The following is a 16,398-nucleotide window of genomic DNA, read 5'->3' as shown; positions in this document are numbered from 1 at the left end:
GATATCTCGGCACTGCTGAACTGCTGCGCCCACCACCGCGAAGGGGCACCTCGGAGGAGTCTTCCGAGGTGCCCCTTCGTCGTGACTACCCGCTGTCACCGTGGGGTGACGCTGTTGGCGCCTCCGGGTGGTCTGCACCGCCGGACCTGTCGGCCGGACCCACTCGGTGTCTACCCTGGTGAGGCCCATTTTCGGCGACTGAGGAGCCGGCCGTGATCCTGGGGTTGATCCCGAAGAAGATGCTGATCATCGTCGGTGTCATCGCCGCCGTGATTGTGATCTACGTGCTGAACCAGAAGGGCCAGGCCGACGCCCAGGGTTCCCCGACCGGGTGCAAGGTCACGGTCACCGCCGACGTCCTCAACGCCCGCGAAACCCCCGACAGCAACGGAAAGATCGTCGGCAAGTACCTCAACGGCGCCGAGTTCGACGCGATGCCGGTGCAGCAGAACGGGTTCCGCGAGGTCGCCAAGGACAAGTGGGTGGCGAGCAACTTCGTGAAGCCGCTCGAAGGCTCGAAGTGCTGAGGCGCTGAACGCTGTCAGCCGGACCATCGGCGCAGTCTGGCACAGGATTGTCGGACCGGGCGGGTAGCGTGCGCGGCGTGCTGACCGTCTCCACCGTGAATGTCAACGGCCTGCGGGCCGCCGTGAAAAAGGGCTTCGTCGAGTGGCTCGCCACCACGAAGGCTGACGTCGTCGCCTGTCAGGAGGTGCGGGCCGAGGCCGCGCAGCTGCCCGCGCACGTCGTCGAACCGGAGGGGTGGTTCGCCGCCCACGCGCCCTCGTCGGCCAAGGGGCGCAACGGTGTCTCGCTCTACAGCCGCGTCGAGCCCGACGAGGTGCGCGTCGGCTTCGGCGAGCCCGAGTTCGAGGACAGCGGGCGCTACCTGGAGATGCACCTGCCGGGTGTCGTCGTGGCGAGCCTGTACCTCCCGAGCGGCGACGTCGGCACCGAGCGCCAGGACGAGAAGGAACGCTTCATGGCCGCGTTCCTGCCGCACCTCGTCGAGCTGCGCGCGAAGGCCGCCGCGGCCGGCCGCGAGGTCGTGGTGGTGGGCGACTGGAACATCGCCTACGACACCGTCGACCTGAAGAACTGGAAGGGCAACCAGAAGAACTCCGGCTTCCTCCCGGAGGAACGCGAGTGGCTCGGCCGGGTCTACGCGGAAGCCGGCTACGAGGACGTCCAGCGCCGCCTCCACGCCGGCCCGGGCCCCTACACGTGGTGGTCCTACCGCGGCCAGGCCTTCGACAACGACTCCGGCTGGCGCATCGACTGCCAGCTCGCCACCCCCGCCCTGGCCGCTTCGGTGCGGTCGGTGGAGGTCGAGCGAGCGGCGACGTACGCGCAACGGTGGTCGGACCACGCGCCGGTGACCGCGGTGTACGACGTGCCTTTCCAGCGCTGATTTCCCGACCCCACCACCGAGAAACGCCCCCCGGCCGCCACCGGGGGGCGCTTCTCGGCGCACCTCAGCAGCTGAGGTTGCCTCCCGGGTCCACGCCCAGGATGCCGGTGATCTTGCGGTACGCGTCGATGCGGCTCTGGACCTGGGCGGGGTTGCCGCCGTTGCATTCGATGGAGCCGTTGATGCTGCGGATCGTCTCGCCGAAGCCGCGGCTGTTGACCATGGCGTCGTGCGGGGTCATGGTGCCGGGGCCGCTTTGGGTGTTCCAGTACCAGAGGCCCGTTTTCCAGGCGACGGCCGAGTCGTTCTGCACGAGGTTCGGGTTGTTCAGCAGGTCGATCCCGAGGGCGTCGCCGGCGGATTTGTAGTTGAAGTTCCAGCTGAGCTGGATCGGGCCGCGGCCGTAGTACGCGGCGGTGCCCGCGGGGCAGCCGTAGGGCTGGCTGGTGTCGCAGTAGTGCGGGTAGTTTGCGGTGTTCTGCTCCACGATGTACACCAGGCCACCGGTTTCGTGGCTCACGTTCGCGAGGAACGCCGCGGCTTCCTGCTTCTTCACGGTGTCACTGCCGGAATTCGCGAAGCCCGGGTACGCGCCGAGCGCGTTCGTCAGTCCACTGTAGCTGTAGAACGAGTTCCGCCCCGGGAACATCTGGTTGAACTGCGCCTCGCTCACGACGAAGCCGGCCGCGGGTGCGGCGGTCGCGGCGGTGGTGGCCGGCACGAGCACCGCGAGCGCGGCCGCGGCGGTCATTCCGACGGCGGTGAGGATCCTTCGGAGGGACATGGGCTAACTCCTTTGTTCGCCCTGGGAGTGGTCTACACCAATGAGGTATAGACCAATCACGACAGGGTGAACAGAGCTCGATGGTCAAGAAGACGCGATCAGAGCAATCGGGTTGGTGAATAACTTGCTGTCGGTAGCCCAATGCCGCCAAACGGGTGAGCATTTTTCATGTTTTGCGAGCGTCACGCCACTGGAACCGGACCAACAAGACATCCGCCGCGGCCGTTCGAGCGCCGGAAAGTGCCCCCGAAAGCCGCGACGGGCCGCTGACCACCAGTGACACCGTCAGCCCGGGGGTGGTCACCCGGCTTCCCCGGACGGGCGCTAGTCTCGGCGCCCGAGTTGATCAGAACCGACAGGTCTTGACACGCTCGGTAGTTTTTTCACAGCAAGGCTCATCCTTACGGGTGAGTGTCTCGCCAGGAACATCACTTCGCGGGAGGCACTCCGGTGCGCAACCCAGGTCATCTCCTGTTGCGGTCCACGCTGCGCTCGGCCCGATCGGCGACGCTCGTCGTGCTGTCGGCCGTGCTGCTGCTTGGCGGCAGCGGCACGGCGTTCGCCGACAACGGCGTCGCCCGGGCGGAGACCGCTTCGGTGGGCTTCGGCATCCTCGGCCCGGTGGGGCTGGTCGCCGTGGGCCTGGGCATCGTCGGCATGGCCCTCGGCGTGCTGCGCCAGCGCCGCAAGGCGCGCGCGGCCGCCGCCACGACCGCTGTGGCCGCCCCGGTCGACGCCGAGGGGCCCACCCGCCCCCTCGAGCCCGTCCAGCACCCCTAGAACCCCCCGCCGAGCGGCCCGGGGAAACCCGGTCAGCCGGCTCCTGAAAGAATCGCCGACGTGTCCGACGAACAGAACGGGCGCCTGCGGGTGCTTTCCGGGATCCAGCCGACGGCCGACTCGTTCCACCTCGGCAACTACCTCGGCGCCCTGCGGCAGTGGGTGAAGCTGCAGGACACGCACGAGACCTTCTACTGCGTCGTCGACCTGCACGCCATCACGGTGGAGCAGGACCCGAAGGTGCTGCTCGAGCGCACGCGCCGCTCGGCCGCGCAGCTGCTGGCCATCGGGGTCGACCCCGAGCGCAGCGCCCTGTTCGTCCAGAGCCACGTGCCCGAGCACGCGCAGCTCGGCTGGGTGCTCGAGTGCCAGACCGGTTTCGGCGAGGCCAGCCGGATGACGCAGTTCAAGGACAAGTCGGCCAAACAGGGCGCCGACCGCGCCAGCGTCGGGCTGTTCACCTACCCGATCCTGCAGGCCGCCGACATCCTGCTCTACCAGGCCAACGCCGTGCCGGTGGGCGAGGACCAGCGCCAGCACCTGGAGCTCACGCGCAACCTCGCGCAGCGCTTCAACAACCGCCTGGGCAAGACGTTCGTGGTTCCGGAGCCCTACATCGTCAAGGACACGGCGAAGATCTACGACCTGCAGGACCCGACGGCCAAGATGAGCAAGTCGGCGTCCGCGGCCAACGGCCTCATCGAGCTGCTCGAGGACCCCAAGAAGTCGGCCAAGAAGATCCGCTCCGCCGTCACCGACACCGGCCGCGAGGTCACGTTCGACGCGGAGAACAAGGCCGGCGTCTCCAACCTGCTGAGCATCTACTCGGCCCTGACTGAGCGCTCGATCGCCGACCTCGAGGCGGCGTATGCGGGCAAGGGCTACGGCAACCTCAAGAAGGACCTCGCCGAGGTGCTCGTCGAGTGGGTCACGCCGTTGCAGGCCAACGTCCAGTCCTATTTGGACGACGTCGCCGAGCTCGACAAGGTGCTCGCCCGCGGCGCTCAGCGCGCCCGGGAAGTCGCGGCGGCCACGCTCGCCACGGTGTACGAGCGGTTGGGCTTCCTGCCCGCTTCTCGCTGATTCTTTTGGCGGGGCACAAAAGTGAAGACCCGTCTGTCCATTTTGGTTGCCGAACGGGCAGGCGGTGCGGGTCGGTGGCAAGCGAGACGGCGGCGGCCTGCGCCGGCGAGTATCACCTCGGCGCCGTGCACGCCAACTCGAAGCGCCGACCGGCCCCCGAACCCGAGGCGCCGGGCGAGGCCGCCGGGCACGGCCGTCGGCGACATCGTGTTGCGCACGACCCGCAGCAGCGCAACTACGTGCAGCTGAACCCAGGGCGTGCGCAGCAGAGAAAGTACCCGCGCCGGAGCACCTCGAAACCGCCGCCGCCGACATTCCTTCCTTGTGACCCCAGGCCCGCGTTCGCGTTGCGGGTCTCACCGGCCGTGGTTAGCGTTTTACGGTGGCGAACAAGACCGGTGACCAGGAAAAGCTGCTGCCTCGGCTGCGGCGGAAGTACCCGTGGCTGGATCACCTGATCCGAGCCAACGAATCCTTCGGCGAGCACTACGGCAACCACTACGCCGCCGCCATCACGTACTTCAGTGTGCTGGCGGTGTTCCCGATCTTCATGGTGGCGTTCACGGTCGTGGGCATCGTCGTGGGCGGCGACCAGGCCGTGATCGACCAGATCACCAACGGCATCAAGAACTCCGTGCCCCCGGCGTTGCAGGACCTCGTGAACACGATCGTCAAGGCGGCCATCGATTCCGGCAGCGGCATCGGGATCTTCGGTCTGCTGCTGGCGCTGTACTCGGGCATCGGCTGGATGTCGAACCTGCGCGACGCGCTCACGGCGCAGTGGGGGCAGGAGAAGAAACAACAGCCGATCGTGTCGACGACCATCAAGGACCTGCTATCGCTCGTCGGGCTGGGCGTGGCGCTGATCGTGTCGTTCGCGGTGACGGCCGCGGGCGGCGGGGTGGGGCAGTACCTGCTGGAGCTCGTCGGCCTGGAGCACCAGACGTGGGCCGTGTGGGTGCTGCGCATCGCGACGATCATCCTCGGCCTGGCGGCCAACACGCTCGTGTTCATGTGGGTCATCGCGCGGCTGCCGCGCGAGCACGTGGCGATGCGCAGCGCGGTGAAGGGCGCGATCGTGGCCGCGATCGGGTTCGTGATCCTGCAGCAGGTGGCGTCGGTCTACCTGGCGAGCGTGACGAACTCACCGTCGGCGGCCATCTTCGGGCCGATCATCGGTCTGCTCGTCTTCGCGAACCTCGTGTCCCGCTTCCTCCTCATGGTCACGGCCTGGACCGCGACCGCGAAGGAGAACCAGCGCAAGGTCGTGCGACCGCCCGCGCCCGTGCTGCTGGAGCCGCGCGTGACCGTCCACCGTGGATTCGGGCTGGGCACCGCCGCGGGCGTGTTCAGCGTGGGTGCGCTGCTCGGCTGGATGGGCCGCCGGCGCGATTAGGCCGGCTTCTTGCGCTGGTGCCCGATCACGAACGCGCCGATGATGATCAGCGCGACCACCAGCGTGAGGATCCAGCCGGTGGTGCCGAACGGGTCGTCTTTCGCCGGGGCGGCCGTCGAAGCGGCCCCGGCGGCGACGTTCACCGGGGGAGCGAGCGGCGCCGTGGCCACGAGGGCCTCGTACGCGATGCGTCCCACGGGCTCCGCGTGGTCGTTCTCCAGCGCGAAGCCGTAATCGAGCAGCTTGCCCGCCTGGTCGACGACCTTCGTCGGCCGCTGCTCCGCCCGCATCATCACCACGGCGAGCCGGTGCCCGTCGCGCTGCGCGGCGCCGACGTAGGTGTGGCGGGCGTCGTCGGTGAACCCGGTCTTGCCACCGAGGAAGCCGGGGTACACGCCGAGCAGCTTGTTGTCGTTGTAGACCGGGATGGCGGGTTTCCCGCCCGCTGCCGGAATCGTGTACGACTTCGTGGCCACCGCCTGCGCGAACTCCTGCTGCTTCATCGCGTAGTGGAAGATCAGGCTCAGGTCATACGCCGAGGTCGACATCCCGGGCCCGTCGAGCCCCGACGGCGTGGCCGCGCGCGTGTCCATGGCGCCGATGCGCTTGGCGAGCAGGTTCATCTTGCCGGTCGCGACGTCCACGCCACCGAGCGCCGTGGCGAACGCGTGGGCCACGTCGTTGCCCGAGTGCATGAGCAGGCCGTGCAGCAGCTGGTCGACCGTGTAGCTCGCGCCCGCGACGATGCCGACGCAGGTGCATTCCTGCTCGGCGTCCTCCTTGGTCGGCACCACGATCTGGTCGGGCTTCAGCTCACTGGTCACGACCAGCGCAAGCAGGGTCTTGATCAGCGACGCCGGCCGCTCCCGCGCGTGCGGGTTCTTCGCCGCGATCACGTCACCGGTGTCGAGGTCCTGCACGACCCAGGAAGCGGCCGTGTTGCCGTCCGGCGGGTTCAGCGCGCCGTCGGGCAGGATCATCCCGCAGCCGCCCATGCGCAGCCCACCGATGGGCTGGGCGGGCATCGGCAACGGCGGCGGCACGGTCTGCCCGGGCGCCGGCTTCTCCGACGTGTCCACCGGCGCCGGCGGCGCGGCCTGGTCCTGGCACGGCTGGGCCTGCTGCCTGAACTCGGTGGCCTCTGCGGGCCGGCTCACCGGCCCGCCGACGAGGAGCACCGCGACAAGGACCGGGAGCGACCGGGAGAGAACTCTGCGCACCCACGCAATCTAGCGCCGGGAGCCCGGTTGCATACTCAGGGGCATGCGCATTTCGCGAGGTACCGCGGTCTTCCTGCTGCTGTTCGGCGTGTGGTCCTGGATCATCTGGATCACCTTCGCCAAGAACCTGTGGGCCAGCACCCAGTCCTGGTCTGCGGACGGTTCTCCCACGGCGTACTTCATCGTGCACGCCGTGCTGACGGTGGTGTCGTTCGTGCTGGGAACGATCATCGGGGTGCTGGGGTGGCGCGCCTTGCGGTCCACCCGATCGAAGGAACGTGCGTCGGCCGACAGCTGATCCACCCGTGGTGGCGCGCGATCGCGTTTCCCGATCAGTGGACCCGGCATGACGGCCGCGGAGGCACGGGGTAGTGTCAGCGGCCCCGTGGGCCACAAGCAGATGGCTCGGTTACGTGAATGGACTTCGTATGCACGGCGGTTCGGAAACGGGTGGCAACTGATCGGTCCCCCCGATCACACACCCCGTGAAAGGGCCCGAAGTGCGAACTTCGGGCCCTTTCGGTGTTTTCAGCCGTCGCGTGAGTAATCCGCGATGAAGCCCATCCGGTGGGACATTTTCGGGTTCGCGGCGGAGAACTCCACGATCACGTCCCGGCCCTGGCGGATCCGGCGCAGCCCCTGCGCACCCTGGTTCCGGACCACGAACGACGAGTCGTGCTTGACGTTGCGGAAGATCACGCGGTGCTCGAACTTGCTGACGTCCTTTGTGAACAGAACGTCGAACGCCTCGGGTTCCGCGCCGCTCATCAGGTCCACCGAGTACTTCGGCCACGTCCATTCGACCGTGATCACATCGCCCTCCTGCACCACGCTGCCGAGGTGGATGTAGAGGTCGAGTTTCGGCTTCCCGTTCGACGAAGTGGACCAGATCGAGGTCGCATTGGCTCGCGTACGCTGGTCGAGGTCCTCCGGTCCGGCGTGGAAAGCCTTGCACTCCACCAATCTCCGGGTCCGCTCGGACAACGGTGTGGTGCCGTAGTACACCAGGTTCACCGAGAGGTAGCGCGGAACGTCGTCGCTCGCTTCGTGGAGCACCAGCACCCGGCGGCAGAACGCGTCGCCGTTGTCCTCCACGACCACCTCCTGCTTCCACTCCTGCACGGAGATGGGCTTGCGCGTGCGCATCGCGAGCGCGTCGGCGTAGCTGTGCAGGAGCTCCTCGCTGTGCTGCACCCGCGTGCGGAGTTTGTGGGTGCCGGCGAAGGAAATCGCGCTCGCGATGATGAACAGACCACCCGCGATGCCGGCGAACGTCGTCTGCAGCCACTTCAGGCCGAGCACCTCGCCGAGTAACCCCACGCTCCCGAGTGAGGCGATCGTCGCGGCGAACACCCGCAGGTAGCCGTGCCGGAACACGAGCTCCTCGAGATCGGCGACCAAGGGCGCCGCGTGTTGGGAAAGCACCTTCCGCAGTTCCGCACCAGCGCTCATCTGTTCGTTCCCCGTCGCACGACCGTATGAGACATCGGTAACTCGTCAGGTTAGCCCCATCACACACAGTGCCCTAGCGCCGTTCAGGGGAGTTTTGTCCGACTTTGCTGCGAATCGGCAACGAAAAAGCCCCCGTCCGGGAACCGGATGGGGGCCTGTTCGACAGCGAAATTCTCAGACGCGCTTGAACAAAAGTGCGCGCTTCACTTCCTGAATCGCCTTGGTCACCTGGATCCCGCGCGGGCAGGCGTCCGTGCAGTTGAACGTGGTCCGGCAGCGCCAGACGCCCTCGGAGTCGTTGAGGATGTCCAGCCGCTCCTCGGCCGCGTCGTCACGCGAGTCGAAGATGAAGCGGTGCGCGTTGACGATCGCGGCGGGGCCGAAGTACGAGCCGTCGTTCCAGTAGACCGGGCAGGACGACGTGCAGCAGGCGCAGAGGATGCACTTGGTGGTGTCGTCGAAGCGGTCGCGGTCGGCCTGGGACTGGATGCGCTCGCGGGAGGGCTCGTGACCGTAGTTGATGAGGTACGGCTTCACCGACCGGTAGGCCTCGAAGAAGGGGTCCATGTCGACGTAGAGGTCCTTCAACGTCGTCAGGCCCTTGATCGGGGCAATGGTAATCGTGGTTTTCTTTCCGCCCGTCTCGAGCAGGTCCTTCATGAGCACCTTGCAGGCCAAACGGTTGATGCCGTTGATCTGCATGGCGTCGGAACCGCACACGCCGTGGGCGCACGAACGGCGGAACGAGAACGTGCCGTCGATGTAGTCCTTGACGTAGAACAGCAGGTTGAGCAGCCGGTCGGTGCGCTGCGCCGGGACGTCGTAGGACTCCCAGTGCGGCTCGGTGTCGACCTCGGGGTTGAAGCGCAGGATCTTCAGCGTGACCGTGATCGGCGTGTGGTCCTGCGAGGCCGCGGGGGCTTCTTCGGTGGTTGCCGCAGTCATCAGTACTTCCGCTCCATCGGCTCGTAACGCGTGAAGGTCACCGGCTTGTAGTCGAGGCGGATGTCGGCCGACAGACCCTCGCCCTGCTTGTACGCCATGGTGTGGCGCATGAAGTTCGTGTCGTCGCGGTTCGGGTAGTCCTCGCGGGCGTGGCCGCCGCGGGACTCCTTGCGCGCCAGGGCGCCCACGATCAGGACCTCGGCCAGCTCGAGCAGGAAGCCCAGCTCCACGGCCTCGAGCAGGTCGGTGTTGTACCGCTTGCCCTTGTCCGACACGGTGATGCGCGTGTACCGCTCCTTCAGCGCCTGGATGTCGGTCAGCGCCTGCTTGAGCGTGTCCTCGGTGCGGTACACCGAGGCGTGGGAGTCCATCGTCTGCTGCATTTCCTTGCGGATGTCGGCGACGCGCTCGTCGCCGTGCTCCGACAGCAGGCCCGCGAGCTGCTCCTCGACCAGCTTGGTCGGCAGCTCCGGCAGCTCCACGTGCTCGTGCGCCAGCGCGTACTCCGCCGCCGCGATGCCGGCGCGGCGGCCGAACACGTTGATGTCCAGCAGCGAGTTGGTGCCCAGGCGGTTCGAGCCGTGCACCGACACGCACGCGACCTCGCCGGCCGCGTACAGGCCCGGGATCACGTTCTCGTTGTCGCGCAGCGCTTCGCCGTGGATGTTCGTCGGGATGCCGCCCATGACGTAGTGGCAGGTCGGGAACACCGGCACCGGTTCCTTCACCGGGTCGACGCCCAGGTAGGTGCGCGAGAACTCGGTGATGTCCGGCAGCTTGGTCTCGAGGACCTCCACCGGCAGGTGCGTCACGTCGAGGACCACGTAGTCCTTGTTCGGGCCCATGCCGCGGCCCTGCAGCACCTCCTGGACCATCGAGCGGGCGACGATGTCGCGCGGCGCGAGGTCCTTGATGGTGGGGGCGTAGCGCTCCATGAACCGCTCGCCGTCGGCGTTGCGCAGGATCCCGCCTTCGCCGCGGACGGCTTCGGAGATCAGGATGCCCAGGCCCGCGAGTCCGGTCGGGTGGAACTGGAAGAACTCCATGTCCTCCAGCGGCAGGCCCTTGCGGAAGATGATGCCGAGGCCGTCACCGGTGAGGGTGTGGGCGTTCGACGTCGTCTTGAAGATCTTGCCCGCGCCGCCGGTGGCGAACACGATGGACTTGGCCTGGAACACGTGCAGCTCGCCGGTGGCCAGCTCGTAGGCCACGACGCCCGAGGCGATCGGGTTGCCGTTCTCGTCTTCGCTGGTCACGAGGTCGAGCACGTAGAACTCGTTGAAGAACTCCGTGCCGTACTTGACGCAGTTCTGGTAGAGCGTCTGAAGGATCATGTGGCCGGTGCGGTCCGCGGCGTAGCAGGCGCGGCGCACGGCCGCCTTGCCGTGGTCACGCGTGTGGCCGCCGAAGCGGCGCTGGTCGATCTTGCCCTCGGGCGTGCGGTTGAACGGCAGGCCCATCTTCTCGAGGTCGAGGACCGCGTCGATGGCCTCCTTGGCCATGATCTCCGCCGCGTCCTGGTCGACCAGGTAGTCACCACCCTTGACGGTGTCGAAGGTGTGCCACTCCCAGTTGTCCTCTTCGACGTTCGCCAGCGCGGCGCACATGCCGCCCTGCGCGGCGCCCGTGTGGGACCGGGTCGGGTACAGCTTGGTGAGGACCGCGGTGCGGGCGCGCTGGCCGGCTTCGATGGCCGCGCGCATGCCGGCGCCGCCGGCCCCGACGATCACCACGTCGTACTTGTGGAACTGCATAGGGATTGCTCCGCTTATCGGGAATCGTGTGGTGGGTGCGCCTAGCTGGCGGGCATCTCGGGGTCGAACGTGAAGATCACGAGCGTGCCGACGGCCAGGATCAGGACCATCGAGACGTACAGCAGGATCTTCAGCCAGAACCGCGTGGAGTCCTTGCGGGCGTAGTCGTCGATGATCGTGCGCAGGCCGTTGCCGCCGTGGATCTCGGCGAGCCACAGCATCGCGAGGTCCCAGAACTGCCAGAACGGCGAAGCCCAGCGGCCGGCGACGAAGCCCCAGTTGATGCGGTGCACACCGCCGTCGAGGATGTTCATGATCAGCAGGTGACCGAGCACCAGGATGATCAGCGCGAGGCCCGAGATGCGCATGAACAGCCAGCTGTACAGCTCGAAGTTGCTGCGGCGGGCGGCCGGGCGCTTCGGGGCGCGCGGCGATTCGATGATGAGCGAGTCGGCCATGTCAGTTACCCCCGAAGAGCATCTCGGCCGTGCGCTTCAGCATGAAGAACGCACCCGGAATCATCACGACGACCCACACGACACCGATCACCCACAGCATCGTCTTCTGGAACTTCGGGCCCTTGGACCAGAAGTCGACCAGCATGACGCGGATGCCGTTGAGGGCGTGGAAGAGGACCGCGCCGACGAGGCCGACCTCGAGCAGGTTCACGAGCGGCGTCTTGTACGTGTCGATCACCTGGTCGTAGGTGTTCGGCGACACGCGCACCAGCGCGGTGTCGAGCACGTGCACGAACAAGAAGAAGAATGTCAGCACGCCGGTGATGCGGTGCAGCACCCAGGACCACATGCCGGGGTCGCCCCGGTAGAAGGTCCCCTGCCGGCGTGAGGCACCCGCCCGATCGCTCGCTCCCGCCGCTGTGTTGGCTCCCGCCCCCGATGGGGGGGATCCCGCCCCAGTGGCGGAGCTCGCCGTGGTGGACATCGGTGAACGGCCTCCAACGTCATCTGTTGTGCCCGGGTGACCGGTGAGGTCCGCAACCCGCTTCCGCGTCGGTCCACTGGGGACGACACCGGCAGCGATGCCGAGATCTAGGGCCATCGAGCGTGGATGAAAGGGATGCTAGACCCGCCATCTGCACCCGGCTCACCTCCGGGTTCGTCTCTGTGATGGACCAGACACCCGGAGCGTCCCGAGCCACTCGGACGTGTGGCCCCGGCCACGCGGCGCGCCCGTTCCCGAGTGAATCCGACCTGGGGCTCCGGGGCCGGTCGGTTCGATTCAGCACGCCGGAACCGAGTCCGGCCGCGGGTGAAAAACGAGGCGGGCCCGGGCGGTTTTCGTGATGTCCGCGACGCCCGTTCGCCGGGGCCGTCCGGGGAGACCTTCGCCGGACGGTGGACGAAGATCGTCCGGACGGGTTCGCGTTGTCGGGAACGAGGGCCACTGGCCGCCCACTGTGACAGATGGTGAGCACGTGCCTGATCCGGATGATCACGGTAAGTACACGATCGGTCGCGATTCGGACCTCTGAGTAAACATTTGTGTCACGTAGCGTGCCTTTCCTATGGCGCTCGTCTTGCCGTTGGGTACGGTTCTGCCGTCGAACTCGGCCGTTGACGAAATGCAGGGGCCGGGTCCGTTTCCACTTAGTCCGCTGGATCAGCGGGGAGGGAGACACACGTTGCGTCGCATGCGTGGAACCGCGCTGGCCGCCGCGACCATGGCCGGGGTCCTCACCTTGGCAGGGTGCGCGAAGGACACCGGCGGGAGCAGCAGCACCAACACCGCTGCGGGGGGCGGCTCGGACTCGAGCTGCGTGACCGCGCCGAAGCCGCCGGCGGCTCCGGCCGCCACCACGACGAGCAGCTCCTCCGGTGAGAAGGTGGATGGCAGCAAGCTCAAGGTCGGCCTGGCGTTCGACATCGGCGGCCGGGGCGACGCCTCGTTCAACGACGCGGCCGCGGCCGGCGTCGACAAGGCGAAGGCCGAGCTCGGCGTCACGACGGTCAGCGAGAGCACAGCGAGCCCGAGCGAGAGCGAGGCGGCCAAGCAGCAGCGGCTTGAGCAGATGGCGAGCCAGGGTCTCAACCCGATCATCGCCGTCGGCTTCGCGTACGCGCCGGCCGTGACCGCCGTCGCGCCCAAGCACCCGAACACCAGGTTCGCGATCGTCGACGACGACACCATCAAGCTCCCCAACGTGACGCCGCTGGTGTTCGCCGAGGAGCAGGGTTCGTTCCTGGCCGGCGTCGCCGCCGTCTACAAGAGCAAGAACTGCCACATCGGCTTCATCGGCGGCGTGAACACCCCACTGATCCAGAAGTTCGAGGCCGGTTACCTGCAGGGCGCCAAGGCCGTGTCGAACAAGGTCAAGATCGACGACGAGTACCTCACGCCGGCCGGTGACTTCTCCGGGTTCCAGGACCCGGCCAAGGGCAACGTGAAGGCCGCCGCCGAGATCGCCAACGGCGCCGACGTGATCTACCACGCCGCCGGTGCCTCCGGCAAGGGCGTGTTCGACGCGGCCAAGACGTCGGGCAAGGCCTTCGCCATCGGGGTCGACTCCGACCAGTACAACCAGGCCACCGTCGCGGCCGACAAGGACATCATCATCACCTCGATGATGAAGCGCGTGGACGTCGCGGTGTTCGACTTCCTGCAGGCCGACGCCAAGGGTGACCTGAGCGTGCTGCCGAAGCGCTTCGACCTCAAGGTCGACGGCGTCGGCTACGCCACCTCGGGTGGCAAGATCGACGACATCAAGGACGTTCTGGACGGTTACAAGGCCCAGATCATCTCCGGCGCCATCCAGGTCTCGGACAAGCCGGCCAAGTAGTACCCGCCACGCGCCAGGGCTCGGAAGGATCTTCCTTCCGAGCCCTCACGCGTTTGACCAGCACTGCGTTTTCGACAGAACTGGATGTCCTTTGCGATGAGCACTGCCGAGGCCGAAGCCGTCCCCGACCGGGGCACGACGGCCGTCCAGCTGACCGGGATCACCAAACGCTTCCCGGGTGTGGTCGCCAACTCCGACGTCAACCTCACCGTCGCCGCGGGCGAGGTGCACGCCCTCTGCGGCGAGAACGGCGCGGGCAAGTCGACCCTGATGAAGATCCTCTACGGGATGCAGCAGCCCGACGAGGGAACCATCGCCATCAACGGTACCGAGGTGAAGCTGCGCAACCCGCAGGACGCCATCCAGGCCGGGATCGGCATGGTGCACCAGCACTTCATGCTCGCCGACAACTTCACCGTCGCCGAGAACGTGTTCGTCGGCGGCGAGGCCCTGCACGGCATCGGCCGCGAGGCGCGCGCCCGGCTCAAGAAGCTGTCCGAGCAGACGGGCCTGCGCGCCAAGCCGGACACGTTGCTGGAGGAGCTCGGCGTGGCCGACCGCCAGCGCGTGGAGATCGTGAAGGTCCTCTACCGCGGCGCGAAGATCATCATCCTCGACGAGCCCACCGCGGTGCTCGTGCCGCAGGAGGTCGACGCGCTGTTCGCCACGGTCCGCGAGATGCAGGCCGAGGGCTACACCTTCCTCTTCATCTCCCACAAGCTCGACGAAGTCCGCGCGATCGCCGACACGGTCACGGTGATCCGGCGCGGCACCACCGTCGGCACGGTCGACCCGAAGACCATCACCAGCCACCAGCTGGCGGAGATGATGGTGGGTTCGGAGCTGCCCAGCCCCGAGACCCGCGAGTCGACGGTGACCGACCGCACCGTGCTGCGCCTGAAGGACCTGAACCTCACGGCCGAGAACTCCGAGCTGAAGCTGCTGGACGACATCGCGTTCACCGTGCACGCGGGTGAGGTGCTCGGCATCGCGGGCGTCGAGGGCAACGGTCAGACCGAGCTCGTCGAGACGATCATGGGCATGCGCAAGGCCAGCGGCGGGCACATCGAGCTCGTCGAAGCCGACGGCAAGACCCACGACCTGGTGAAGCTGGGCACGCTCGCGCGGCGCGAGGCCGGCATCGGCTACATCGCCGAGGACCGCACGCGCCACAGCCTGCTGCTCACACAACCGTTGTGGGTCAACCGGATCCTCGGCTACCAGACGCGCAAACCCGTCTCGAGTGGACAGTTGCTCGACATCGCCGGCGCGCGCCGCGACACCGAGCGCATCGTGCGCGAGTACGACGTGCGCACGCCGGGCATCGACGTGCCGGCCGTCGCGCTCTCGGGTGGCAACCAGCAAAAGCTGATCGTCGGGCGCGAGCTCTCGGGCAACCCCGTGCTGCTGATCGCTTCGCACCCGACGCGCGGTGTCGACGTCGGCGCGCAGGCCATGATCTGGGAACAGATCCGGCAGGCCCGCGCCGACGGCCTGGCCGTGCTGCTGATCTCGGCCGACCTCGACGAGCTGATCGGGCTCTCCGACACGATCCGCGTGATGCTGCGCGGGCGCCTGGTGAGCGAGGCGAACCCCGCCACCGTGACCCCGCAGGAACTCGGTTCCGCCATGACCGGTGCCGAAGAAGGTGAAGAGGCGTAATGACTTCGTGGCGCACGCGGCTGCTGCCGCCCCTGCTCGCGATCGTGTTCGCCGTACTGCTCTCGGCGATCGCGCTCGTCATCTCCGGCGCCGACCCGCTGGAGGCGTACGGGATCATGGTGGGCCAGCTCTTCAAGGGCTCCACCGCCGTGGACACGGTGAACCTCGCGACGATCTACTACCTGTCCGGGCTCGCGGTGGCCATCGGCTTCCAGATGAACCTGTTCAACATCGGTGTCGAGGGCCAGTACCGGTTCGCGGCCGTGGTCGCCGCGATCATCGGCGGCGCGCTGCAGCTGCCGCCGGTCATCCACACCATCGTGATCCTGCTCGTCGCGGTCGCCTCCGGCGCGCTCTACGCGACGATCCCCGCGGTGCTGAAGGTGACCCGGGGCGTCAGCGAGGTGATCTCCACGATCATGCTGAACTCGATCGTCGCCGGCATCATCGCGTTCCTCGTCAACGCCGACCAGTTCGGTGTGCAGACGGGCAACAACATCGGCACGCGCGAGATCGCGCCGTCGGGCCGGATCCCGGGCATCCCGATCGGCTCGGGTGTGCTGTTCGGGTTCCTGTTCATCGCGATCGTGATCGGCATCGCCTACTGGTTCATGCTCAACCGCACGCGGTTCGGCTTCGAGCTCAAGGCCAGTGGCGAGTCGTCGACCGCCGCGGCCGCCGGTGGCGTGAGCGCGAAGCGGATGACGCTGATCGCGATGCTGCTCTCCGGCGCCGTGGCGGGTCTCGTCGCCATGCCGGAGCTGCTCGGCCGCGACTACAGCTACGGCATCACGGCCACGCAGATGTACGGCTTCACCGGTATCGCCGTGGCGCTGCTGGGCCGCAACCACCCCGGCGGCATCGCGTTCGGCGCGCTGCTGTGGGCGTTCCTCGACACCTCGGCGGTGTCGCTGGAGCAGATCAACGTGTCCAAGGAGATCGCGACGATCATGCAGGGTGTCATCGTGCTGTCGGTCGTCGTCGCGTACGAGATCGTGCGCCGCGCCGACCTCGCGGCCGAGCAACGCAGGGTGGGCCGGGCACTGGCCGGCAACGGGCGCAAGGGTTCGTCCGTCGCGGAAGGCGGTGCGGTGTGAGCCAGGTGACGGAGTTC

16 protein-coding genes are annotated in these 16,398 nt (G+C 67.5%); 9 read left to right on the top strand and 7 right to left on the bottom strand.

The window, feature by feature from the left end; all coding sequences use genetic code 11:
* Positions 1–212 precede the first annotated feature (212 nt).
* Both ACWEOE_RS07870 and ACWEOE_RS07865 read left to right on the top strand, forming a co-directional pair.
* The gene (locus ACWEOE_RS07870) at positions 213–527 is read left to right on the top strand and encodes an SH3 domain-containing protein (RefSeq protein WP_452005440.1); all 315 of its coding nucleotides are present in this window, start codon (positions 213–215) and stop codon (positions 525–527) included.
* 68 nt (positions 528–595) lie between these two features.
* Positions 596–1,411: an exodeoxyribonuclease III gene (locus tag ACWEOE_RS07865; protein WP_452005437.1), complete on the top strand. Its 816-nt coding sequence runs from the start codon at positions 596–598 to the stop codon at positions 1,409–1,411.
* 64 nt (positions 1,412–1,475) lie between these two features.
* On the opposite strand, the gene ACWEOE_RS07860 is transcribed toward ACWEOE_RS07865, so the two are convergent.
* The gene (locus ACWEOE_RS07860) at positions 1,476–2,195 is read right to left on the bottom strand and encodes a chitinase (protein ID WP_452005434.1); all 720 of its coding nucleotides are present in this window, start codon (positions 2,193–2,195) and stop codon (positions 1,476–1,478) included.
* A gap of 450 nt (positions 2,196–2,645) precedes the next feature.
* On the opposite strand from ACWEOE_RS07860, the gene ACWEOE_RS07855 reads away from it, so the two are divergent.
* The 3 genes from ACWEOE_RS07855 (at position 2,646) to ACWEOE_RS07845 (ending at position 5,454) form a co-directional block, all read left to right on the top strand.
* A complete protein-coding gene (locus tag ACWEOE_RS07855) occupies positions 2,646–2,975 on the top strand; it encodes a hypothetical protein (RefSeq protein WP_452005431.1) in 330 nt (109 codons plus the stop codon).
* 60 nt (positions 2,976–3,035) lie between these two features.
* On the top strand, positions 3,036–4,058 hold the full coding sequence (gene trpS, locus ACWEOE_RS07850) for a tryptophan--tRNA ligase (protein ID WP_452005429.1): 1,023 nt from the start codon (positions 3,036–3,038) through the stop codon (positions 4,056–4,058).
* Between the two features lie 382 nt (positions 4,059–4,440).
* Positions 4,441–5,454 (top strand): YhjD/YihY/BrkB family envelope integrity protein, encoded by a 1,014-nt coding sequence (locus ACWEOE_RS07845; RefSeq protein ID WP_452005426.1) that lies wholly within the window; start codon positions 4,441–4,443, stop codon positions 5,452–5,454.
* On the opposite strand, the gene ACWEOE_RS07840 is transcribed toward ACWEOE_RS07845, so the two are convergent.
* Positions 5,451–6,674: a D-alanyl-D-alanine carboxypeptidase family protein gene (locus tag ACWEOE_RS07840; protein WP_452005424.1), complete on the bottom strand. Its 1,224-nt coding sequence runs from the start codon at positions 6,672–6,674 to the stop codon at positions 5,451–5,453. The genes ACWEOE_RS07845 and ACWEOE_RS07840 overlap by 4 nt on opposite strands.
* A 43-nt stretch (positions 6,675–6,717) precedes the next feature.
* Here ACWEOE_RS07840 and ACWEOE_RS07835 point away from each other — a divergent pair, with 43 nt between their 5' ends.
* Positions 6,718–6,972 (top strand): SCO4848 family membrane protein, encoded by a 255-nt coding sequence (locus ACWEOE_RS07835; protein WP_452005421.1) that lies wholly within the window; start codon positions 6,718–6,720, stop codon positions 6,970–6,972.
* 230 nt (positions 6,973–7,202) lie between these two features.
* Here ACWEOE_RS07835 and ACWEOE_RS07830 read toward each other — a convergent pair whose 3' ends face one another.
* The 5 genes from ACWEOE_RS07830 to sdhC all read right to left on the bottom strand — a co-directional run bounded on the left by ACWEOE_RS07830 (position 7,203) and on the right by sdhC (position 11,767).
* On the bottom strand, positions 7,203–8,126 hold the full coding sequence (locus tag ACWEOE_RS07830; RefSeq protein WP_452005418.1) for a hypothetical protein: 924 nt from the start codon (positions 8,124–8,126) through the stop codon (positions 7,203–7,205).
* 174 nt (positions 8,127–8,300) lie between these two features.
* The gene (locus ACWEOE_RS07825) at positions 8,301–9,071 is read right to left on the bottom strand and encodes a succinate dehydrogenase iron-sulfur subunit (RefSeq protein ID WP_366575578.1); all 771 of its coding nucleotides are present in this window, start codon (positions 9,069–9,071) and stop codon (positions 8,301–8,303) included.
* Positions 9,071–10,825, bottom strand: a complete 1,755-nt coding sequence (gene sdhA, locus ACWEOE_RS07820; RefSeq protein ID WP_452005414.1) for a succinate dehydrogenase flavoprotein subunit — start codon at positions 10,823–10,825, stop codon at positions 9,071–9,073. Before sdhA ends, ACWEOE_RS07825 begins: the two co-directional genes overlap by 1 nt.
* Positions 10,826–10,866: 41 nt before the next feature.
* Positions 10,867–11,283, bottom strand: a complete 417-nt coding sequence (locus ACWEOE_RS07815; protein ID WP_452005411.1) for a succinate dehydrogenase hydrophobic membrane anchor subunit — start codon at positions 11,281–11,283, stop codon at positions 10,867–10,869.
* Position 11,284: 1 nt separating this feature from the next.
* The gene (sdhC, locus tag ACWEOE_RS07810) at positions 11,285–11,767 is read right to left on the bottom strand and encodes a succinate dehydrogenase, cytochrome b556 subunit (RefSeq protein WP_452005409.1); all 483 of its coding nucleotides are present in this window, start codon (positions 11,765–11,767) and stop codon (positions 11,285–11,287) included.
* 709 nt (positions 11,768–12,476) lie between these two features.
* On the opposite strand from sdhC, the gene ACWEOE_RS07805 reads away from it, so the two are divergent.
* The 3 genes from ACWEOE_RS07805 (at position 12,477) to ACWEOE_RS07795 (ending at position 16,381) form a co-directional block, all read left to right on the top strand.
* A complete protein-coding gene (locus ACWEOE_RS07805; RefSeq protein ID WP_452005406.1) occupies positions 12,477–13,622 on the top strand; it encodes a BMP family lipoprotein in 1,146 nt (381 codons plus the stop codon).
* Between the two features lie 96 nt (positions 13,623–13,718).
* Positions 13,719–15,284: an ABC transporter ATP-binding protein gene (locus ACWEOE_RS07800; protein WP_452005403.1), complete on the top strand. Its 1,566-nt coding sequence runs from the start codon at positions 13,719–13,721 to the stop codon at positions 15,282–15,284.
* On the top strand, positions 15,284–16,381 hold the full coding sequence (locus ACWEOE_RS07795; protein ID WP_452005400.1) for an ABC transporter permease: 1,098 nt from the start codon (positions 15,284–15,286) through the stop codon (positions 16,379–16,381). The genes ACWEOE_RS07800 and ACWEOE_RS07795 overlap by 1 nt, the downstream gene beginning before the upstream one ends.
* The last annotated feature ends 17 nt before the right edge of the window (positions 16,382–16,398 follow it).

Source organism: Amycolatopsis sp. NPDC004368, from assembly GCF_053602515.1.
Note: the sequence above shows the minus strand (reverse complement) of the source record. Positions and strands in the feature narration are given on the sequence as shown.